Here is a 23,399-nt window from a genome sequence, read left to right as displayed (position 1 = left end):
TTTCCCTGAGATGAGTCAGTAGGGCTAGCTCTGTTAAGCTAACCCATAAAATTGAGTGTTACGCGTTAGGTATAAGGGCTGGCGTAGTCGCCAAGTTCAATAAGAATGCTCTTAGTCTGCGTATAGTGAAGTAGGGTTTCTGGTCCATTTTCACGGCCAATACCTGAAAGCTTGTAACCACCAACAGGCATTTCTGCAGGAGAGTCCCCCCACGTATTAACCCAACAAATACCAGCCTGCATTTGATGGATCACGCGGTGAGCACGAGAAAGGTTTTGCGTGAACACGCCAGCCGCAAGGCCATATTTGGTGTCGTTAGCGCGGCGAATCACGTCGTCTTCGTCCGTAAACTTCAACACTGACATTACAGGGCCGAAGATCTCTTGTTGAACGTGAGGCATGTTGTCTTCGCAATCCACAAACACGGTTGGGATAACAAAGTTACCGTTCGCTAAGCCGTTGTCTGTCACTTGATAGCCGCCCGTCAGCAGGGTTGCACCCGACTGCTTAGCTAGCTCAATTGCTTCAAGGACTTTTGAAAGGTGGTCTTTAGAAATCAACGCGCCGATCTGAGTCTCCATATCCATTGGGTTACCAATGATCAGCTTCTCAGTGCGTGTTTTAAGTTGGTCGATGAATGCGTTGTAGATGTTTTCGTGTACATAAACACGGGTACCGTTAGTACACACTTCGCCTTGGGTGTAGAAGTTAGCCACCATCGAAGCTGAAACTGCATCATCCAATTTCGCATCATCAAACACGATCATCGGTGACTTGCCGCCAAGTTCCATGGTGACTGATTTCAGCGTCTTAGCGCTGTCTGCCATTACCGCTTTACCGGTACCGGTTTCGCCCGTGAACGACACTTTAGCGATGTCTGGGTGCGCCGTTAGCATTTGGCCCACTCGGTAATCACCTTGAACTACGTTGAATACTCCATCAGGAAGGCCAGCTTCTGTGAAGATCTCAGCAAGTTTCAGTGCCGTTAGCGGCGTTTCTTCTGAAGGCTTGAAAATCATCGCGTTACCCGCAGCGAGTGCTGGAGCCGATTTCCACATTGCGATTTGGATAGGGTAATTCCACGCGCCAATGCCCGCACAAATACCTAGCGGTTCGCGGCGTGTGTAGAAAAATTGGGAGTCACTAAGAGGTTGTTGATCGCCTTGCAGCGTAGGCGCTAGCCCTGCGAAATACTCAATAACGTCGGCACCAGAAGCCACATCGACTTCGATCGCTTCTTGTAACGGCTTGCCCGTGTCGACAACCTCAAGGTTTGCAAGGTCATCATTTCGAGCTCTAAGTATTTCCACTGCCTTCAACAGAATGCGGCTGCGTTCCACAGCGGTCATTGCAGACCATACCGCAAACCCGCGTTTCGCAGATTCAATAGCACTGTCGACATCTGCTGAAGATGCTTGGCCTAAGGTCGCGATAGGTTCACCGTTGGCAGGGTTAATGCTATCAAAGGTTTCACCAGAGGTTGCTTTAACCGCTGCGCCATCGATGTATAACGAGTTCATTTCCATTTGAGATTCTGACTTAATTATTGTTATTAGACTCTACTGGTCTAGTTTGAATTTTGGGTGTAAGTATTGGTCGTTCTAGCTCTTGCTCTAGGTCTAGCTCAAGGTCTAACGCTACCACTGCGATCTATTTGCTATGACACGAGTAGAACGTAAGTTGTTTATCTAGATAATCATTGATAATGGCACGCGCCTTTTGAGCATCGATACCATCTGGGTTTAGTGTGCCTCTCAGCCATAAACCATCAATCAGAGACGCAATCCCGTGAGCAACGAGATCCGCTTGTTCATGATTCAAAATACCTTTCAACTCAAGACGTAAGTGTGAAATCAAACGTTTTTCATTCACACGCTGCAGTCTTTTCAGCTGCTCGTCATGCATTGAATATGACCAAAATGCCAACCACGCCTTCGCGACCTTATTTTCTGCTTGGTAACCTTCGAAGTTACCATCGATGATCGCGTTGATTCTCTGTTGGTGAGCATCAACAGGAAGTGCTTTTAGTGACGTGGTGATGGTATTAGAAAGTTGGCGAAGGATTTCACGCATGGTCTCTTCGAGCAGCCCATGCTTCCCGCCAAAATAGTGATTAATAATGCCAGTGGAGACTCCCGCTTCTTTGCTGATCAACGCAATACTCGCGGCATGCAAACCCACTCGATCAATCACCGTCATGGTGGCTTGAACAAGCTGTGGTTTACGTATATCAGGCATCCCAACCTTCGGCATTTCTTAGTCCTTTTAGTTTATATTGAACGTTCAGTTAAATATAAAATGACAGAAATTTAGTTAGGGTTCAAATGATTATTTAAAACAAACTCGTAACAATACAGCACTCAAATCAACAAAAACCATTATAAAACAATAAATTAAATATCATTTAGAGCACTAACGAAAACAATTAAAGATTTGAGGTGTGATAGTTATTGGTCAAATGTTTTTGCTTAGAAAGTTCAAGAATCAATCAGTGAGAGTCCTTGTAGAAACTTTTTGGGGAGGGAGTGGAAAGGAAGTATCAAGGAATTTTCATACTGAAATTTAAGACAAGGAAATCCACAATCAACACAGGTAACGAATCAAAAAATGAACAAAAAAGGTTGGCGACAACAGCGTCATCACCAACCTTCTCAGTCGTTTCTAATGTTATTGCAAGCCTAAGCTACTCAATGCGTGTGATGAAACCGTATTTATCTGACTCAGCCTTAGTCACCCAGTGTTCGCCAGAAGCCGGAGCAGAATCCAACGTGAAGATATAGAAGTCGATTCCTTTGTCTCCCATTACCTTTTTAAAGTAGGTCGCTTGCTTGCGATGGCTTTCGTTCGTGTATGGGAAGTCTTTGGCTGTTTTATCATCCTCAGCCCAACTGTGCACACCAACCTGCTTATTAAGCTCAATGGCTTTAGTGGTATCTGCTCGTTGCAAAACTCGTGGGTTACCCGCAGCGAAAAGATCCGTGCCGCCAGAGAACACCGACCCCGTAGGCGTTACGATCGTCGTCATGTTGTTACTGTGGATCATGCGACCGGTGTACATATTGATATCATCGTCGGCACTTCCACCAATATGGTTGGTAAACTTCAACGTCATCTCACTGCCTTGATACAATTTCACGATATCAAAAAGCTGAGAATAGGTTGATGCGCCTAGAGTGGAAGTAATGCGATCAACAGCGCCAGTCTCGTTGAGCACATCACGGTAAAAAGCGTTGAAAGCAAACGAGGTGGTTATCGTTACCTTGTTCCCACTTTTAGTGTTACTCAGAATGGTAGACCCAAGGCTAGTCACGTATTGAACCAGTTCATTGTGATACTCAAGCTCAACCGCTTTTTTACTGGTCGCGCTCGTTTGAATTAACGTAGTTTCATTAGAAACAGAGCGCAGCGCAGTACCGCAATCAAAGGAGTCATAAAAATTACCCTCACTGTAAATCGCACAGTCATCGACTCCTGCATCAGGAAGATACAGATCAACGCTCTGACCTAGGCGACTTGCTAGCCTTACCACTTTTTGCTTATCACTGATGTCTTCAGCAAACTGAATATTTTCATACAGCACACCATCGTAGGTGAGTTTCATGGATTCTTGGAGATCTTGCCTCTCTTGATATAACTCACCCAATTTAGCCGATGAAAATACATAATCGGCCTTAGGTTTCATTTGCACTTTGTTTGCCGCTTTACCCGAGTTAGAGCTTGAGTTACAACCCGCTAGCAGAATCAAAGGTAACGCCAGTAATGCATTTCTATAGTCGTTCATACAGTTATTCCCAAAATGTTTGATGAGAAAATTCTATTGTTTAGCGCTGAATTTATCTGTCGTGGAAATGTATGAGAATGTCGAGCCTATTTGAACGATGTTTTTTATTTTCCTATAAATGCCAATTCATCATTGAACTAACTTATAAAGTGTTTAATCATTCGCTTTAGGTATTTGGCGAAGCATCTGAACTTATATGCAATAGCGTATAATCGTAATGGTTCATCACGACGAAGACTCGCTCACCTAATCTCAATAAGTGAAACGCACGACAAGGCTGATAATGGAATGACAAAACCTAAAATGATCATCGTGGAAGACGATTTGAAACTTCAGAAAATGTTGCAGGACTACTTCGTCGCGCAAGATTTTGATGTCACGGTGTTGGACGATGGCAGTGATGCCGCACACACCATCCTCACGGAGCAACCTGACATCGTACTGCTGGATTTGATGCTTCCTGTAACTGATGGACTTACAATCTGCCGACAGACGCGTACGCACTATAAAGGTAAAATCTTGATGCTCACTGCTAGCGATGACGACTTTGACCACGTCGCTGGTTTAGAGACAGGGGCTGATGACTATGTCACCAAGCCAATCAAACCAAGAGTTCTGCTGGCCAGAGTTCGTTCGCTATTACGCCGCCAAGACACCAATACCGCTTCAGTCGATGACTCAGACACCCTTCAGTTCGATCAACTCGTTCTGAAAAACACTTATAAGAAGTGTGAACTTTCAGGTGCGGTTTTATCACTCACTGACAGCGAGTTTGACCTACTTTGGTTATTGGCAAGCAACCCAGACACGCCGTTATCTCGTGACTACTTGACGCAAACATTGCGCGGGATTGAGTACGACGGAATAGACCGGACGATTGACAACAAGGTTGTACGTCTAAGAAAGATTTTGGGCGACGACCACACACCAGCAGAGAAAATTCAGACCATTCGCGGGAAGGGTTACTTATTTGTTTCGACCGCCTGGCGTTAACCTCGCTCAATACGAGCGTAATAAAAGAGAGCGATTATGCGACGTATCTTTTTGGAGTCCTTAATAGGGCTGTTAGTTTGCTTTATGGCCGGCCTTGTCGCCTACGAGATTAGCGTCTATCAGCTCAATACCGACTACGAATACGTACTGGAAGATTACGAAGCGGCTGCCCACCAGCAATTGATCGAGAACATCGCTAAAAATCAAGGCCTTGAAGCGGCTCATCAAGCGATAAACCAGTTTGTAGAAACCACACGAAATAAATTGGTTACATTCAGCCCAGACGATGAAATACCCAGCCCCGTTTCAGAGTTCTTCAGCACGAATCCGAATACCTTTGTTTTTCACGATGATGAACGGGACCTATGGTTTCGCTTAGCAAGCAGTGACAATACCTATCACTACCTCCCCAACAGTGAAGCGTTCGTTAGGCAAAAAATAGAGTTGGAGGATGACCTCATTTGGTTGTTCTTTTTAGCGAGCTTTATCTTATATGGGTTATGTCATCTATTTATTATCTTCCGCCGAGTTAAAAAGCTTGAGGCTGCCACTCTGCGTTTTGCGGAGGGCGATCTCTCGACACGAGCCGAGACTTCAAGTGGTATTGCGATTGGTTCACTGAACAAATCCTTCAACCTAATGGCCGACCGAATTCATCGCTTGGTAGAAAGTAATCGCTCACTCACTAATGCTGTCGCTCATGAACTGCGCACGCCAATATTCCGTATTCAGTGGCAAGCTGAAATGTTGAAAGACACCCAGCTAAACGCAGAGCAAGAAAGCACGATTGAGAGTATTGTCGAAGACACGGAAGAGATGGAAAAGATGGTCGATGAACTATTGTATTACGCCAAACTCGATAGCACTGACCTAGAAAACTTAAAAAAGCCATTAGAGATTCGAGACTTTCTCGACCACGCAATGGCGCGTTGGAACAAAGACACTCAGCTCAACATCGACCTATCGCTACCAGAGCAACCTAGCTCAATAATGGCGGATGAAACGCTATTTAACCGAGCACTAGATAACCTAGTGCGTAACGCAATGAAATTCGCACGCTCACAAGTGTCGATTGCAGCGACCGTGCATCAAGATAAGCTACAGATCGCGGTACACGATGACGGTGATGGTGTGGCTCAAGAACATCAAGCTCGCCTGTTCGAACCCTTTTACGTTGGCGACAAAGCGCGTAACAAAGCCAAGAGCGGCCATGGTTTAGGGCTGTCTATCGTCGAGAAGATCTGTGCTCAACACGGCGCTACCGTGGAGGTAGGTCAGAGCCAAGCCTTAAAGGGTGCGGTATTCACCATTACCATTCAGCTATGTAATGATTCAGCTGACAAACCCATACAGTAACGACAAAACACCTCTGGAATAATGTTCAACATCGGTCGGGAGATGCTGTCTCCCATGAACTTATTAAATCTAGATAATCATGCCACTGCCTTTGTGCCTTGCCATCTAGGTTCCAATCATTCTTAAGGTATTTTTATGAAAAAGTTATTAGTTGTTTTAGGCATTGTTTCTCTAGCGGGTTGTTCTGGTATCAGCCACAACGAAGAAGTGTACACAGCGCACGCAGAGAGCTTCAACATTGTCGGTTTCCAAGTGCCAGGTAACACTCAAGACCGCGCAATGGAATTAGTACCTGAAGGTGCAACGGTTGATACGATTCGCTCAACAAACTCTGATACGAGCTCTGTTCTGGGTATCATCAACCGTATTATCGGTATCGACTACGTACAAGTTGGCGGTAAAAAGCAGTAATTCGCTATAGTGACGTTAGCCACGTACCATAATTAAGTGTCGCAGTTGCCTACCTATATTCAGTAGCCTGCACAAACTAAGTTAATCTAAGCCAGTGACCCGTCGCTGGCTTTTTTCATCCAGCAGATTTTGTGCTCTGTGCCAAACAAGTGCCCGATTCCCCTTCCCTCTTTTAACTAACAATTCGAAAAATAAGCCGAAAAGTCTTCGATTTCTTATCAAAATTGCCCCTAAATTCGCTAAATGGCCTTCTGTTTAAAGTGACACTTTCAAATCGTTGATCCTTCTATCAACCCAGAATCCGTTAATTGAGGCACAGATCAATTTACTCGAAAATCTTAATTTCCAAGAGAAATAAACACTTAATAAAAGTGTCACGATTTTATAAATAAACACATAGGTGCGTTCAAAAATAAACAGAAATGATAACTATCTGTAAATACGAGAAATATAAGTTTCATGAATAAAAGAGATCATTGCCATGCTACTAATTAATCAGATCGAATGATGTAAATTCGCTGTGATTAATTTGTTACGTTTTCTTGAGTTTTACATGGAAAGAGAAAACAACAATGAAAATAAGAAAACGTTTAGTTGCCGTTGCTATAGCCAGTGCTATGTCTTTGTCAGTGCATGCAAGTGAATCCGTTCAAATCGATCAACCGATCAACTTTACTAGCTTCTCTGGGTTAAACGCTCAGTTAGGAGTCAGTAACGCCTCTAGCTTCAAGATGGTGAAAGAAGTAAACCTGAAAAAGCGTGGTATCTATAAAGTTAAGATCCAGCAGAACATCTGGGGAACACCGGTATGGGGACATTACCTAAATGCCACCCAAAGTGTCCAAGGTGGCGCACTTAAGTCCGTTCAAGGTCGCTACCTTAAAACAACGACCTTAGAGCGATCTTTTGTTAAGCCATCAATCAACAGCGCTCAAGCGGTTGAACTCGCAAGTAAAGATCTAAAGACTCAAGGCTTAACCAGCAAATCTCTAGACAACGTTCAACATCAGCTATTTATCTATCAAGGCTCTGTGAAGCAAGGCATCGGACAGCAAAGCGTAGATAAAACACGACTAGTGTACGTTGTCTCTTACCTAGTAGAAGGCAGTGAACAGCCGACTCGACCGTTCACCATGCTAGACGCGCACACAGGCGAAGTCATCGACCGCTGGGAAGGTATTGCCCATGCTCAGATCGGTACTGGCCCTGGCGGCAACGAAAAAACCGGCATGTACGAATACGGCACCGACTACCACTACCTTGATGTTCAAGAAGTGGGCACAGAGTGTGTAATGGAGTCTGAAAATGTCGTTACCGTTGACCTTAATGGCGCGACCGACGGCGACACCACTTACAGCTATGAATGTCCTCGTAACGAATATAAAGCAGTGAACGGCGCATTCTCACCACTCAACGATGCCCATTACTTTGGCAACATCGTGTTCGATATGTATAAAAACTGGTTCGACACAGCGCCACTCTCCTTCAAGCTCATGATGCGTGTTCACTACGGTGAAAACTACGAGAATGCATTTTGGGACGGCAGAGCCATGACGTTTGGTGATGGTGAAAGCTTCTTTTACCCGCTTGTTAGCCTAGATGTATCAGCCCATGAAGTGAGCCACGGTTTCACTGAGCAAAACTCAGGTTTGATATACGCAAACCAATCCGGCGGTATGAACGAAGCATTCTCGGACATGGCGGGTGAAGCGGCTGAATACTACATGAAAGGCACCAACGACTGGATGGTCGGACGCAATATCTTTAAAGGCGAAGGTGCACTGCGTTACATGGACGATCCATCACGCGATGGCTCTTCAATCAACAATGCATCCGAGTACTACGATGGCTTAAACGTGCACTACAGCTCTGGCGTGTTCAACAAGGCGTTCTACCATCTTGCAACCACACAAGGTTGGGATACCAAGAAAGCGTTCGAACTGTTCGTGTTAGCCAACCAGATCTACTGGTCTGAAAACAGCGACTTCTGGCAGGGTGCTTGTGGCGTGAAAAACTCAGCAACCGACCTTGGCTACAGTGCCGATGATGTTGTTTCTGCGTTTAACTTAGTGGGTGTGTCACCGTGTGGCGAACCACCACTGCCACCAGAACCGGAATATCAACGCCTTGAAAATGGTGTTGAAGCCGCAGTTGCTGGTGAAACAGGTTCGAAAACTTACTTTGATATCGAAGTACCATCAGGCCAAGAGAAACTGACGATTGATCTTGCTGTGTCTACGGGTGACCCAGATATTTATGTCGGCCTAGATTATGCGCCAAGCTCTCAAGAGAATATCTGTAAGAGCGAAAGCGTGACCGATGAAGTGTGTGTGATTGAAAACCCAACCGCAGGTCGTTACACGGTTAACGTTCTAGGTTACTCAGATTACGCAGGTGCAAATCTGAAAGCGTCGTACGAATCAGGCAGCGCTAACGTGCCGCCCGTCTCTTCTTTCGAACACACGATTGTCGGTAAAGAAGTCGAGCTACGCAGCACAAGTTCAGACAGCGATGGTCAAATCGTTTCTTACCAATGGAACCTAGGCGATGGCAACACACAAACCGGTGAAGTGGCTCGTTATACCTACGCTGAAGCTGGCGACTACGTGGTGACTCTGACCGTGACTGACGATGCAGGCGTTGCAACATCAACAAGCAAGTCGATCACGATTGAAGGTGACTCTGCGGAAGGCTTCCCACTAAAACTGAAGTTTGGTAACAAAAATCCGAACGGTAAGGCGCGCGTTAAGCTGGCATGGGATTACGACACCAATGACTACTTCGTGATTAAGCGTAATGGCAAGAATGTTGGTGCTACAGACTTCAACTCATACGTCGACAAGTTCCGTCACAACGGCACAGTGGATGTGGAGTACCAAGTGTGTACCTCAAGCGATATCTGTTCAGAAACAAAGCATTACCGTTTCATTAAAACTCAATAATCGAAAGTAGATTCAGGGCTCCTTATAGGAGCCCTTTTCGCTATTTGGCAATGAGCTATTTAGCGAATGAAACGTCTACATGAAAAACCTACGCATTACACAAAAATCGAACCCATCAACATAACAATACTCACCATAAAAAGGACGACAAATGGCTATTCAAAAAAGCATGCTAGCTTTAGCTGTGCTCGGGGGATCGTTAACCCTAATCAACAGTACTGCGGCTTACGCATCCCTAGGTATCACACCACCAGCGAACGAAGAGGTTTGGATCACCACCGATGCGGACGCACAACATATTATGACTCAACATGGCGCAACGGTTTACCCAGGCGTGACAGGAAACAAGCATTCCATCGTCGCGAAAATCAACCAGAAAGAGCTCGCGAAACTCTCCAGCCACATGCACGAAGAAACTCACCGTTGTGGTGGCTACATGGTGCACGAAGACAAAGCAAGCGCACTCAAAGCCGCAGCGATGCCATTGACAATGAGCACCTTCGAAAAGCCGGTGATCAGCCATCAAGACACAGTGAACGACCTACTCGCTCAGGTCGAGCCGAACAACATGGTCACGACCATAGAAAATCTAACCAACTTCACCAACCGTTTTTATACTACTTCTACTGGTGTTGCTGCTTCGGATTGGCTTTTAGAGCGTTGGGAAACAGAAATTAAAGATGTGCCGTATGCGTCTGCACGCCAAATCACACATGCTGAATATCCGCAAAAATCTGTTGAAGTGACACTGCTTGGCGCGAAATATCCTGCAGAGATCGTCGTGGTTGGCGGACACCTTGATTCAACGGTTGGTTCTTGGACAAGCGAAGGCACCATCTCACCAGGAGCCGATGATGATGCGTCTGGCATTGCAACGGTAACAGAGTCGCTTCGCCTGATGATAGCGAGCGGTATTCAGCCAGACAAAACCATTAAGTTCTATGGCTATGCTGCAGAAGAAGTAGGGCTACGCGGCTCACAAGATGTCGCCAACGCTTTAAGAGATGAGCAAGCAAACGTTGTATCGGTACTGCAATTAGACATGACCAACTACAACGGTTCAGCGCACGATATTACCTTCATCACAGACTATACCGACAGCAACCTCACCGCCTATTTAAGCGAGCTGATCGACACTTACGCGAGCGACATCAGTTACGGTTTTGATAATTGTGGCTATGCCTGTTCTGACCACGCATCTTGGCACAATGTTGGCTACCCAGCTGCCATGCCATTCGAAAGCATGTTCAATGATTACAACCCAAGTATTCATACCCAACACGACACGCTTGAGAATTCCGATCCAACCGCAACACACGCGACCAAGTTCGCTAAGTTGGCGATTGCTTACCTTGTCGAAACCAGCCTTGATTCACCCGTTGCAGGCCCTAAAGAGCTGCAAAATGGCGTGCCTGTTAAAGGACTTACTGCAGGATATGGTGAAGAGCAGTTCTTCACATTTACGACTCAAAGTGCAGGTCAGTTAACGGTAACATTAACCGGCCCTCGAAGTGGCGATGCCGACTTATATGTGAAACACAACGGCACCGTATCGAAAGCGAACTACGACTGCCGCCCATACCAGAACAGCAGCAACGAACAGTGTGTATTGAACAAGCCAGCGGGTGAATTCAGCATCATGGTGCGCGGTTACCGTAACTTTAGTGATGTCACCATCGTCGCTAACTTCGTTCCTGATTGGCTTTAAGGTTGGTTAATTGACTAACAATTAAACCTAGCAAACACGGCTAAAACTAAAAAACCGCGAGTTCGATCCCTTAATAGAATTGAGCTCGCGGATTTTTTATTCTCTTTGGAGAAAAGTTCGATCAATGATCTTCAGTTTTCATCTAGTCGTCTTTTTCATCACCTTAGTACAAATATACTCACCAATCGGCATCGCCGAAGTCGCTGCAGGCGATGGTGCATTACACACATGCAAGCTTCTTGGACTTTCAGCAAACAGGAAATCATGAACCAAGGTGCCATCTTTCAGCACCGCTTGAGCACGAATCCCAGCAGGATAAGGCTTAAAATCATCAACCGTAATACTCGGGCAGTATTTGTTCACTAGCTTTAGATATCCCGGTTTCCACCACGAGTTCTTAAACTCGACCAAACCCGTTTTCAAGTGATTCGCAGTCACTTTCCAAAAACCCGCAAAGCTCAGCATCTGCCAAGTGTCTTTGAAGCTAAAGTTAAGCTTGCCATAACCTTCTCGCTTCCAGCCTTGAACTGCATTTGGCCCTACTGTTACGGAGCCATCAATCATGCGTGTTAAATGCACGCCCAAGAAAGGCAGTTCTGGGTCAGGGATCGGATAGATAAGATGATTCACCACTTGGTTGTGCTTAGCGTCTAACTGATAATACTCACCGCGATAAGGCACGATTTGGAAGTCGGTTTCAATGCCAAGCATGCTGGTCATTCTGTCGGCCATCAAACCAGAACAAGTGATCAAGAATCGGCTATTGAGTTGAAGAGTCTGACCATCTACTTTGCACGTTAACTGCACCTCATCTTCTTGCTCATCGGCCAAGATCACTTCAGTACCAAGGCTAAGTTTGCCACCTGCTTCAACAAACTCTTGAGCCATCACTTCGGTGACTTTTTTGTAGTCGACGATACTGGTGGTTTTGACATAAATCGCACCCAAACCCGTGATATTTGGCTCGGCAAGTTTGAGCTGAGCTTGATCCAACAAATCAACATCAATATCGTTATCGTGGCAACGCTGATAGAGCGCATTCATTCGCTCCACTTCTTGCTCATTGGTCGCGACCAACAACTTACCGCAGTTTTCGACGGGGATATCGTGTTGGCTACAAAAGGCGATGGTGCGCTCTACGCCGCGTTTACAAAAATCCGCCTTTAAACTGCCCGGAGCGTAGTAAACACCAGCATGAATCACCCCGCTATTATGGCCAGTTTGGTGCTGCGCGAAACCACGTTCCTTCTCGACTAAAAGGATACTTTTATCAGGGTGAGCTTGCTGTAATTGCCAAGCCGTCGACACGCCAACAATGCCGCCACCAACGATAATATAGTCGTATATTGAGTTCATAATATTCCTACATTCAATCCTTTTAATTATAGGGAAGACGCGACAGTGTTAGACCCGGTTTGAGGTAACTTTTTTTCCTCACTTTCTGATTCCATTTTCACTTGATTAGCATCGTATTTACGACCGCTGTAGATAAAGATGCCAACAAAAATGGCAACACATACCAAACGGATCACGACTGAAACATCAGGCCATACTAGAGCTATACCTACCGCAACCAACGCTACTCGAGTAATAATATTAACTTCGCTCTCTAGATAACCTTCAATCGCCGCGATAAACGCGTAAGTACCAATAACAGCAAAGCCACCCGTGACTAACACGGAGATCACATCCCAACTTACCAAGTTAGTGTAGGCAATCAACAATGGTACTAAATACAAGCCTTTGGCTATCTTCCATGCCATTAATCCCGTTCTCATCGGGGGTGTTTTAGCAATGGTTGCAGCCGCAAATGCAGTTAAACAAACAGGCGGAGTCACGTTGCTGTCTTGCGATAGCCAGAAAATGATCAAGTGGGCAGAAAGCAGTGCAAGGCTGATCGCTTCTAAGCCAAGGCTCTGTTCAAGCAGAGTTTCCACAAAATCAGCAGGGACTAACGCAATCATCTCTTTGGCTGTTTCAAGTGCCATTGGCGCGTTCAGCAAATCAAGCTTATCTGGCGCAGCCAACATGAAGATAGCTTTCGCCTGTTCCGGTAACTGTCCCGAAACCAACAGGTCGAGCAACTGACTTTCAGCAATCAGTTTATACAAAGCTGGTGCAGACAGAGTACCCAACACGATATAAGCCGCGGTTACTGGTAAGCCCATGCCCAGAATCAAAGACGCCAGTGCAATTAAGGCGATCATCACCAGTAACTCGCCATTCGCCCAGCTGTTGATCATCAAAGAGAAGGTGTTACCAATTCCCGTAGTGCTAATGACATTAACAACTAGACCAATACCCACTAGCAACACAGCCGTGGTCGCCATGTTTTTTGCGCCTTGAGAAAGCGCTTCGATGATCGCCTTTGGACCCATTTTGTGATTTTTAGAGAACCATGAAGCCACCACGACAGACAGAATCGAGATGCCCGCAGCGTAAGTCGGCGTAAAGCCCTTCACCAACAGAGTCACTAACACCGCTAATGGGATCAGGTTGTGCCAACCCGACAGCAATACTTTCAATAGAGGCTCACAGCCAGAAGTCACCTTTTGCACACCACTGCGTTTTGCTTCGATGCGCACGAAGAATGCCACAGACAAAAAATAGATAAGCGCAGGAACGAAGGAAACCGCAATAATATCGACATAAGGAATTTGCGTGTAAGAGGCCATGATGAACGCGCCCGCACCCATCACAGGTGGCATCAGCTGCCCGCCAGTAGATGCAGCCGCTTCAACACCTGCCGCGAAGCGCGAAGGGAAACCTGCCTTTTGCATCAAGGGAATACTGATCACGCCCGTCGATACTGTGTTTGCTACGCTCGACCCGGAGACTGAGCCCATCAAGCCGGAGCCAATAACGGCAATGAAACCAGGGCCACCAATCACTTTGCCCGCCGCGGCACGAGATACATCAATAATGTAGTCGCCGACACCAGATCGAACTAAAAATGCGCCAAATAAGATGAACATGAACACGAAGGTCCAACTGATTCTTGAGATCGAACCAAACATCCCTTCTGATGAATAAAAGCTTCGATAAAGTAACGTCTCAAGGCTTAAACCCGGAAAATGAAAAATACCGCTGGTCCATTGTCCCCAAAGCACTACATAGCTTAAACACACTAAGATAAGCACTGGAATGAACCAGCCCATAGTGCGTCTAATCAGCTCGATGACGATGGCAATCGCCAAGATAGAGAAAAACCAATCACTGGCGATAAATTTTACGCCTCGGTCATAAAGGGCGTCTTCTGCGAAGGGGATATAGATAAGACAAGCCAGAGCCGCCAAGGCAATTCCGATGTCGACAGCCAGCGCTATCTTGCTATTTTTCAGCGAGATATGAGCGGGATACCAGAGTGCACAAATGATCGCAAAGCCAGCGAAGTGGGTCGCCGAGATCCAAAGCTCAGGCAAGGTAGATAAGGTGTTAAACCAAATGTGTAACAACGAGAGGAGCACTCCCATTGTCGTTATTGCTTTGCCCACCCACGGAAAATCCGTTCGGGTCGGCAGTTCAAATTTTTTCAGTTCCTGCTGCAGCGAATCGCTCATAGAAAACTCCTGCTCTCCGCAGCAAACACGAAGAGAAAATCCATAAAGTGAGGAGGTGCACGAACACATTCTTGAGCGAACGTGCACCAAGCAATTAAGTCACGAAGGGGTTAGTTGATGACAAACAGCTAGTTCGCGACAAATCATTAGCTCACGAACCAATAGTTACCTGACAACAGATAAGCTAGTTAACGATCAACTCAGAAGGGATCTCGATGCCCATCTCTCGATAATAACGAGCAGCGCCTGGGTGAAGAGGAACAGGCAGACCTGCGATCCCTTTCTCGAGTGCCATTGCTTTGGTTGCTTTATGGATACCTTGTAGGAAAGGTAGGTTTTCATAGATAGCTTTGGTTAGTTGGTACACATCTTCTTCAGAGATGTCTTCACGAACCGCTAGAAAGTTAGGTTGGGCGATAGTGGTGATCGGCTTATCAACACCTGGGTAGGTGTTTGCTGGGATCTCATACTTGGTCCAGATATTGTAATCGCCGTTCGCTTGTTTGATCTGCGCATCGGTAAATGACAGGATTTGAATGTCTTCCCCCAAGGCAGCAAACGCTTGAGTTACTGCGCCAACCGGCACGCCAGCAGGTGTGTTCATGCCATCAATGGTGCCATTCTGTAGTGCACTGGCACTGCCGCCGTAACCCATAAAGGCGAGTTTAAATTGTTCTGGATCTACCGACAGGCCTTGCATGATCTGGCGTCCTGAGTTTTCAGTACCTGAGTTTTTCTTACCGATAGAGAATTTCTTACCGTTTAGATTTTCCAAATCGCTCACGGTGCCTGTTTTTGCTAAATCAGAGCGCACAATGAAGTGTTCTACGTTTTGCCATAACATAGACACAGAGCGAAGCTGTGTTTGTTGACCTGATTTCTCATATGGACCAAGCCCTTGCCACGCCCACGCACCATACAAACCTTGCAGAATGGCAAACTGTGCTTCGTTCTCGTTCAACAACTTTACGTTCTCACCCGAGCCCGCAGAACTAATAGCCGCCAAAGAAAAGTGCTGCTTAGGCGCAAGCTTAACTTTACTCAATGTCGCTAAGGCCACACCCACTGGATAATAGGTACCACCCGTTGAAGCCGTCGCTAAAATATAGCTGCGATCTTCTTCAGCTGAGGCATTACTGATAAGGCCAAGAGAAGCCATTGCTAGCGCTAAAGTTTTAACCAGCTTGTTGTATTTCATTGTTACTCTCCATGTAGGGTTATTCACGTTATATTATTGTTAACAACAATCACTAGATAGCAAGCACAATGCCAGTTTTTAACCATTTGTTTTAATTTACTTTTATTTTAAAACCTATTTAAAATAAGCCGTTTTTTGCTTATTCCCCTGTTATTAAGTAAGCCATTTTTGGCTTATCGGCTACCGGAATTAACACCTGAAGATCGGGAAGCAAGTCACACCATGTTGCAGTTGTGTGATCAATGTATGTAAATTGATAAATATGCAATGAGCCATTTATTGCTCATTAAAAATCAACAAGCACTGCGATGAAGCCGCTCTCTAAGGGTCAACATAGTCACTTCGATTTAACCCATAACGCACCATCTTTTGGTTCAATGTTCGACGAGGTAAATCCAAATCTTGCATCACGTCATTGATACGCCCTTTATAACGAACTAAGGCATCATGAATCACTTTCCTTTCAAAGCTCTGTACTTGAACCGCCAAAGGGATGCCCGCCGTTGTGGACTCTGTGACAGAATTGGGACGACACGCCAAAATATCCCCAACGGTCAAGCTTTCATCCAATGCAAAACGAATCGCAACATTACGCAGTTCACGCACATTGCCCGGCCACGCATACGAGAGCAGTGCATAGCGATCAGCCTCACTGGCTATACGTGTTTCGGAATTGGCTTCTTGGGTGAAGTGTTCAAACAAAAGTAAGGCATCTTCTTCACGCTCACTGAGTGGAGGCAAATGCAGCTGGGCAACATTCAAACGATAGAATAGATCTTGGCGAAAGTCGGGGTGATTCAGTAGATCGCTTTTCGAGGCAGAGACCACTCGTAGATCAACATGTTGTTGCTGATTCCCCCCCACGCGTTCGACGACATTATCTTGCAAGGTGCGCAGCACTTTTACCTGCATCGACAGCGGCATACTCTCTATTTCATCAAGGAACACTGTGCCTTTGTCGGCAAATTCCAGCTTACCAATGCGTCGTTTGGCCGCACCAGTAAACGCTCCGGCTTCGTGTCCAAACAGCTCGCTTTCAAAGAGATTTTCTGGGATTGCGCCACAGTTGAGCGGAACAAACGGATGGGTTTTACGTTGGCTGAATTCATGTAAGCAAGAGGCGACCAGCTCTTTACCACAACCCGTTTCACCATAGATGATCACGTTGGTGTCTATGGAAGCGACTTTCTGGATTTGCTCGCGCAGTTCACACATCACTTTACTGCGACCGATCAGCACCTGTTCAATGCCCTTAAGGTTATCCAGATAGTTCTGACGACTGTTTCTGTCTTGGCCACTTTGATGTTTATCTACCGCTTCCGATACCGTTTGAGACAGACGCTCTGGGTCGAATGGCTTCTCAATGAAGTCATAGGCACCTTGCTGTAAGGCTTTCACCGCCATATCGACATCACCATGCCCAGTAATCAAAATAACAGGCACATCTGGCACAAGACCTTTGAAACGCCCTAGCAGATCAACACCATCAATATCAGGTAAACGAACATCGGTGATAATGGTTTGAAAATCACCCTGCTCTACGGCGTTTAACGCATCTTGTCCTACTTCAAATGCGGTGACATCGAAGCCCGCCAGCTGCAACCATTGGCTGGTTGCTTGACGCACAATCGCGTCATCTTCAATTAAAGCAATACGCTGCATAGTTTGGTTCCGCCACTCTACATCTGATTAATATCGTCCACGGTATGTAAAAAAACCTCAGACGAAAAGGAGCTAGCTCCCACTTTGAATAACACTCCTTTAACAGTTTAATAATGTTTGTTAGCTTCGATTTGTCTCACTCTCCATTCGCTTAAAAAGCAAACATAAAACCTTGTCAAACCACTAGCTCAAAGAGGCAAGCCACTAATTTTAAAGGGATTTGATCAGAAATGATGAATAACAATCGATATTGGTTATTCCTGTGTACCTGTTTATTGATTGGTTTGGTGCAGGTCACCACCAAGAATGGCATCAGCCAGTGGAAGCTTGAACAAGCCCAACGCTATGCCGAACAGCGCTTCCTTGGCTACATTGCCGAAGCAAGGCGAACCCTTAAGCGTTTCTATTATCTGCCCTACCTAGTAACCAATGATGAAACCAGTGTGCGCTTCATTGATGGTGAAGCCCGCCTAGAAAAACGCATTAAGAAGCAGCTGATTCAATTGGATAAAGCCGCCAACACCAAGGGCTGGTATCTGCTTTCTGGCGAAGGGGACTTGTTGGTATCGAGTGTTGAAAGAAGCAAACTGAGCAATAAGAACGCCAGTACAATTGTTTCGAAGATCCACCAACAAGGTGGTGCGATTTCAGTGGTGACAAAAAACAAAGGCGTGACACCCGATTACTTCATAGCGGCACCCGTATATCGAGCCTCTGATGTGGTTGGCATTGTCGCGGTGCAAATCGATTTGTCATTGTTAACCGATCAATGGTTTGCCGATGGTGAGGCGATACTGTTTCAGAACCCTCGCGATCAGTTCTTTCTCTCCAGTGACAACAGGTTGAGTGCCGATTGGTTCAATGACACCTTCAATTCTCAGCCCACAGCGACAAAACGTGAGCTGTATGACCAAACCCATATTCGCGTGTGGCGATTGCAAGATAAAGATTACCTAATTCAGTCCATCAAGTTAGACGATCTGAATTGGCGTTTAACCTACCTAACGCCATTAACCAGCCTCAACCAGACCACGAACTGGATCAGCTGGAGTGTGGCGGTTGGCTGTCTTTTCATTCTGTTACTGTTGGTTATTCTTTACCAAAGACGCCAGAAAAAGCTCAGCAATCTGAGAATCCAAAAGCTTATCGAAGAGTCTGAGAAACGACTGTCTGGGATGATCAATAAAACCCATGTTGGGTTAATACTGATCGATAAACACGGACGCATTCACGATATCAACCTGATGGCGAAGAACTACTTTTCACTATCTGATTCAATGATCAATAACATCAAGGCGTGGCAGTTATTTGAGGCAGGTAACCCGAATTCAACCACCTTGCAACTGCTCAAAAACTTAGAGCAGCATCAAGAGCTGGCCGAGATAACTAGCGTCGAAACCATGGCAAGACGCAGCGATGGCAGCTACTTCCCTGTTTTATTCTCTATTAGCGCCTTTCCTTGGCATGCGACGACTTACTACCTGTGTACCGTAATCGATATCAGCAAACGTAAGAAAGCCGAAATTGCGGTGCAAAACGCCAATAAAACGCTACAACTGCGGGTCGAAGAGCGAACTCAAGATCTAAAAGATGCGCAGCAAGAACTTGTCGAATCTAGCAAACTGGCTGCACTAGGGCGGATGTCGAGTGCGATTACTCATGAACTCAATCAGCCGCTTACTGGCCTAAAAACGCTACTTTCAAGTAACCAGTTGCTGATGGAAAGAGGCGAGACTAAGATGTTGAAAGCGAACATGGACTTAGTCATGAGCCTGATCGACAGAATGGCTAACATGACCAGCCAATTGAAGTCGTTCGCCTTCCAAAGACTTGAAAAGCCTTACCCAGTTTCACTGACAGACGCACTGCAAGAAACCCTGCGAATTCATCAAGCCGAACTGGAAAACGTCGATATTCGCGTGCGTGTCGCTTCCAATATTTCGATGGTAATGGGAGAAGAGGCGCGACTTCGTCAAGTGCTTGGTAACCTGCTTAGAAACGCTGTCGATGCCACGCAGAATCAGAAACCAGCAACCATTGTGATCAGCGCTCATACCGAGCAACAACGCGTGATCATCAAGGTGCAAGACAATGGCTGCGGTGTGTCTGAAGATCAACTCGAAACCATTTTCGAACCATTTCATACCAACAAAAAGATGGGCGAAGGCTTGGGGCTCGGGTTGGCTATTACAGCCAACAATGTACGGGATATGCAAGGCACCTTGATAGCAAAGAACAACCCAGACCAAGGCATGACATTCACATTAACGCTGAAGAATATAGATAGTGAGTAGTTACTAACAAAAAGCATTAAATCGCACCACATAAAGAAGACAGAACTAAAAAACCGCCCACAGAGGGCGGTTTTGATTCACTTATTAGCGTATGACTTATCAGTTAATCAGTTCGCGACTTACTCAGCTAGCTGCTTTAACAGTAACTCAGTCGGGCGAACAATCGCGATGATTGATTCATCATAGATTTTCGCCGAATCAGACAGTATCGCTTGGTAGGCATTCACGTCTGCTTCTCTTACTTTCTCGCCTGCTTGTGCTTTAGCAATCAAGGTTAACGCCAAGTCTGCCACTTCAACGGTTTTCTCTGCAACCACCACAGTCTCTACCGAAGATACGTTGCCAACGAAGACAGTTTTAGCCGCTAGTGCAGCCGATTTTGCTTGCTGATAATGCTCAGCAAGTTGCTCAAGCACTTGTTGATTGCCTGTCGCCATGTCATTGACCAAGTCTTGCATCTGCTTTCTACTGGCAAAGCATCCACGAAGCGGTTTAAGCGCTCGTATTGGCTGTATAAAGTGCCCTTAGGTTCCGTAGAATTCCACTTCTCCCAGTTGCGAGCGTAGTATTGAGCAGGCTCGGTGTATTTAGCTAGCACGCGCAGGTCGTGAATATCTTGGCCTTTGGCAATGCGCTTCAACAACATGTCAGCATCGGCGTGGTGACGTAACCCAACCGACACTTCCGACCATGTATCCATCGCTTTCATGCGCTTATACATGCTTCGTTCGTCGGTCAGTTCTGCATCCGACCAGAAACGCTCTGCAATTGCATAGCTACGTGGCCATAGGTAGTTTTCAACCGTGAGGCTGTCTTTGTTTTCTAGCCACATGGTGATCTCGCCGCCTAAAATCAGCTCTTTTTCTTTGTCGGTTAGCTCCGCGGGGTAGCCTCCGTTTGGCTCAGGGATCACGCTGCCTTCTACATCGCTGCTCGCAATCACTTCGCCTGTGGTTGGCCAGCGCACGTTACCAATTAACTGATAGCTGCCTTCCGCAAACCCATTTGGATTCAAGTTCAGGTTGAATTCGGTATACGACATGAAGTTATCGAAGTGGCCGACAAAGGTTTTACCCGGCACATGATCAAGGATGTAGATCTCTTCACGAGACTTACCGTTGTAATCACTGAACGCGCGGAAAGTACCGTCTTGCGCTTCAATGATAGTCAGTGTTCCCTTACGTGGGCTGCCTTTAGAGCGAGGCTTTTGCCATTGGTAAGTCACAAACTTCTCACCACTGTTCAGCTTATCGTCAACCGTGATGCCACTTGGCATTGGATCATTGCGATAGTGGTAACTGGTTGGCTGAGGTTGGTCTAGGTAGTAACCCGTAGACAGAATACCTGGGTAGCCCTCTTTCGCCGCACGACCGATACTGTCGTGTCCTTGCCAGCTTTGAATCACGATAGAAGTTGGCAGATCTTTATGCCAAATCTCATCCCAACCCGTCATCTTCTTGCCACGCTCTTCCAGCATCTTTTCAACTTTTACGTTGAGGTAAGACTGTAAGCCGCGCTCACCATCGATATTATTCTCTTCAATGAACTGTTGGTGCTTTTCGCTGTTTTTCCACTGCGCATAGTTCGGCTCATCGCCACCGATGTGGAAATACTCGTCTGGGAACAGCTCGGTCACTTCATCAAATACGTCGCCCAGCATTTCATAGAGCTCTGGATTCAATGGGTCCATTAATGGTTCAAACACGCCCCAACCACGCTCTTGCTCATAGCTTTGACCTTCACCACCCGACATCAGGCGCGGGTAAGCATAAGCAACCGCAGAAGAGTGACCCGGAAGAGACACCTCTGGAATCACACGAATACCAAGATTACGCGCGTATTCCACTAAGTAACGGACTTGGTCTTTGGTGTAGTAGTTACCATCAGCGGTTTCAGACCACAAACGTGGCCATGATTCGGTTTGAATGCGAATACCTTGGTCGTCCCAGAAGTGCCAATGGAAAACGTTCATCTTCGCCGATGCCATCGCATCTAACTGACGAATCAGCACATCGAATTCGATAAAGTGACGAGAGGTATCGTAAGAGACTCCACGCCAACGAAAGCGGGGCTCATCGACAATCGTGACAGCAGGAATGTGGTAGCCAGTCGCTGTGGTTTCAACGAGCTGTAAAAGGGTTTCGATGCCGTGAATTGTGCCGTATGGGCTTGGAGAGCTCAGCGTGATTTGTTCGCCCTGAGTCGTAATTTTGTAGGACTCCACAGAATCAATGTTTTGTACTTCAGATTTTGGCGCCGCGTCGATATCAATGATCAGGTTCGCTTGGTCGGCGCTATCAACCTGCCAGTTTAGAATAGGTACACCAGTCTGGCGCTCAAGGCGGTCAATAAAGCGTTTCGCCGTGTATTCAACACGGTCAGAGTTAAAGCCTTTGATGTAAACCTTGAAGTTGCCATCAACCTTAACCTGCCCAGCTTTCAGCTCGACTGTTTGCGGGTACGGCATTAAATTTAGATCGGTACTTGGAGCCATTGCTAACGCCATTGGGGACACTACTGAACCTGAAATCAATAGGGATAATATAGTTTTTTTCATTATTAGTTTTCCTATATAACGGGCGTTCTGTTTTGTTTATCGGAGGCAATTCACAAAACAGAACCATCAACCACTGCTGTTGTTTATCGTGAGCTCAAAGCCTATCGTCTGGGCTTTGTTGCGTAATTCAATGGAACTAAATCAAGAACCTACGATCTGATCAGCTACCACCACTCTCTCTCGTAGCCTTATGCCTAAACCTTGTTACAAAACAACCAACTGGAAGCAATACAACCAATCGCTCATTAACCGTGGTTCTCTGACCTTCTGGATCGATGAAGAAGCAATAAGTGGGTGGGCGCAAAGCAAACAGAATAAGCGCGGGAGGCCACGTCGGTTCAGTGATTTAGCTATTACGACAGCACTCATGGTGAAACGAGTTTTTTCTATGCCACTGAGAGCGCTGCAAGGATTTATCGACTCGATATTTAGGTTAGCCCATGTGCCGTTAAGTTGTCCGCATTACACCTGCATCAGTCGTAGAGCCAAGCAAGTTGAGGTCTCATTTAAGACTAAAGCGAGAGGAGCGATACAACACCTAGCCATTGATGCAACTGGCCTTAAGGTTTATGGCGAAGGTGAATGGAAAGTCAAAAAACACGGGACGGATGGCAAGCGGAGAGTCTGGCGAAAGCTGCATATTGCAGTTGATAGAAGCACTCATGAGATCATTGCCGCCGAGCTAAGTTTATCAACGGTTACAGATGGTGAAGTACTCCCGAACCTACTGAAACAAACACGTCGAAGCATCCTTGAGGTGTCTGGTGATGGCGCTTACGACACGAGAGCGTGTCGCGCTGCTATTAAGATGAAGCGAGCCGTTGCGCTTATTCCCCCAAGAGAAGGGGCAGCCTTCTGGGAGCGTGGTCATCCTCGAAATCTCGCCGTGGGTTGCCAGAAATTATACGGCTCAAATAAGTATTGGAAAGAGCGGTAT

At 46.2% G+C, this 23,399-nt stretch carries 14 protein-coding genes and 1 pseudogene; 7 read left to right on the top strand and 8 right to left on the bottom strand.

Translation table 11 applies throughout. The features are described from left to right. Window positions 1-65 precede the first annotated feature (65 nt). The 3 genes from betB to AB4517_RS15105 all read right to left on the bottom strand — a co-directional run bounded on the left by betB (window position 66) and on the right by AB4517_RS15105 (window position 3,781). A complete protein-coding gene (gene betB, locus AB4517_RS15115; RefSeq protein WP_372148557.1) occupies window positions 66-1,526 on the bottom strand; it encodes a betaine-aldehyde dehydrogenase in 1,461 nt (486 codons plus the stop codon). Between the two features lie 124 nt (window positions 1,527-1,650). Next, entirely contained in the window at window positions 1,651-2,253 is a 603-nt protein-coding gene (gene betI, locus AB4517_RS15110; protein ID WP_004732441.1) for a transcriptional regulator BetI, read from the bottom strand. Window positions 2,254-2,683: 430 nt separating this feature from the next. Then, the gene (locus AB4517_RS15105; RefSeq protein WP_372148556.1) at window positions 2,684-3,781 is read right to left on the bottom strand and encodes an alpha/beta hydrolase; all 1,098 of its coding nucleotides are present in this window, start codon (window positions 3,779-3,781) and stop codon (window positions 2,684-2,686) included. Between the two features lie 288 nt (window positions 3,782-4,069). On the opposite strand from AB4517_RS15105, the gene AB4517_RS15100 reads away from it, so the two are divergent. The 5 genes from AB4517_RS15100 (at window position 4,070) to AB4517_RS15080 (ending at window position 11,191) form a co-directional block, all read left to right on the top strand. After that, on the top strand, window positions 4,070-4,774 hold the full coding sequence (locus tag AB4517_RS15100) for a response regulator (protein WP_029235682.1): 705 nt from the start codon (window positions 4,070-4,072) through the stop codon (window positions 4,772-4,774). 36 nt (window positions 4,775-4,810) lie between these two features. Beyond that, window positions 4,811-6,130, top strand: coding sequence for a sensor histidine kinase (locus AB4517_RS15095; protein WP_372148555.1), 1,320 nt, complete (start codon window positions 4,811-4,813; stop codon window positions 6,128-6,130). Window positions 6,131-6,265: 135 nt separating this feature from the next. Continuing rightward, a complete protein-coding gene (locus AB4517_RS15090; protein ID WP_017065177.1) occupies window positions 6,266-6,541 on the top strand; it encodes a hypothetical protein in 276 nt (91 codons plus the stop codon). A gap of 572 nt (window positions 6,542-7,113) precedes the next feature. Continuing rightward, entirely contained in the window at window positions 7,114-9,483 is a 2,370-nt protein-coding gene (locus AB4517_RS15085) for a M4 family metallopeptidase (protein WP_372148554.1), read from the top strand. A 151-nt stretch (window positions 9,484-9,634) separates the two neighbouring features. Next, complete coding sequence (locus tag AB4517_RS15080; RefSeq protein WP_372148553.1) at window positions 9,635-11,191, top strand: M28 family metallopeptidase; 1,557 nt, start codon at window positions 9,635-9,637, stop codon at window positions 11,189-11,191. 138 nt (window positions 11,192-11,329) lie between these two features. Here AB4517_RS15080 and lhgO read toward each other — a convergent pair whose 3' ends face one another. The 4 genes from lhgO to AB4517_RS15060 all read right to left on the bottom strand — a co-directional run bounded on the left by lhgO (window position 11,330) and on the right by AB4517_RS15060 (window position 17,611). Further along, complete coding sequence (lhgO, locus tag AB4517_RS15075) at window positions 11,330-12,547, bottom strand: L-2-hydroxyglutarate oxidase (protein WP_372148552.1); 1,218 nt, start codon at window positions 12,545-12,547, stop codon at window positions 11,330-11,332. 26 nt (window positions 12,548-12,573) lie between these two features. Continuing rightward, the gene (locus tag AB4517_RS15070) at window positions 12,574-14,751 is read right to left on the bottom strand and encodes a TRAP transporter permease (protein WP_229647601.1); all 2,178 of its coding nucleotides are present in this window, start codon (window positions 14,749-14,751) and stop codon (window positions 12,574-12,576) included. Between the two features lie 184 nt (window positions 14,752-14,935). Then, entirely contained in the window at window positions 14,936-15,949 is a 1,014-nt protein-coding gene (locus AB4517_RS15065) for a TAXI family TRAP transporter solute-binding subunit (protein ID WP_104216318.1), read from the bottom strand. A 321-nt stretch (window positions 15,950-16,270) separates the two neighbouring features. Next, window positions 16,271-17,611: a sigma-54 dependent transcriptional regulator gene (locus tag AB4517_RS15060; RefSeq protein ID WP_102321268.1), complete on the bottom strand. Its 1,341-nt coding sequence runs from the start codon at window positions 17,609-17,611 to the stop codon at window positions 16,271-16,273. 230 nt (window positions 17,612-17,841) lie between these two features. Here AB4517_RS15060 and AB4517_RS15055 point away from each other — a divergent pair, with 230 nt between their 5' ends. Continuing rightward, a complete protein-coding gene (locus AB4517_RS15055) occupies window positions 17,842-19,905 on the top strand; it encodes an ATP-binding protein (protein ID WP_372148551.1) in 2,064 nt (687 codons plus the stop codon). Window positions 19,906-20,024: 119 nt separating this feature from the next. Here the strand turns inward: AB4517_RS15055 and AB4517_RS15050 are convergent. Further along, window positions 20,025-22,462, bottom strand: a pseudogene (locus AB4517_RS15050) (family 20 glycosylhydrolase). Between the two features lie 190 nt (window positions 22,463-22,652). Between AB4517_RS15050 and AB4517_RS15045 the strand changes: the two are divergent. Then, window positions 22,653-23,399: IS5 family transposase (locus AB4517_RS15045; RefSeq protein ID WP_372148550.1), on the top strand; the 747-nt coding region annotated here is incomplete at its 3' end.

The sequence above is a fragment of the Vibrio sp. 10N.222.52.C3 genome (assembly GCF_041474195.1).
Taxonomy (GTDB): Bacteria; Pseudomonadota; Gammaproteobacteria; order Enterobacterales; family Vibrionaceae; genus Vibrio; species Vibrio crassostreae_C.
The sequence above is the reverse complement of the archived record's forward strand: the minus strand, read 5'-3'. Positions and strand labels throughout refer to the sequence as shown.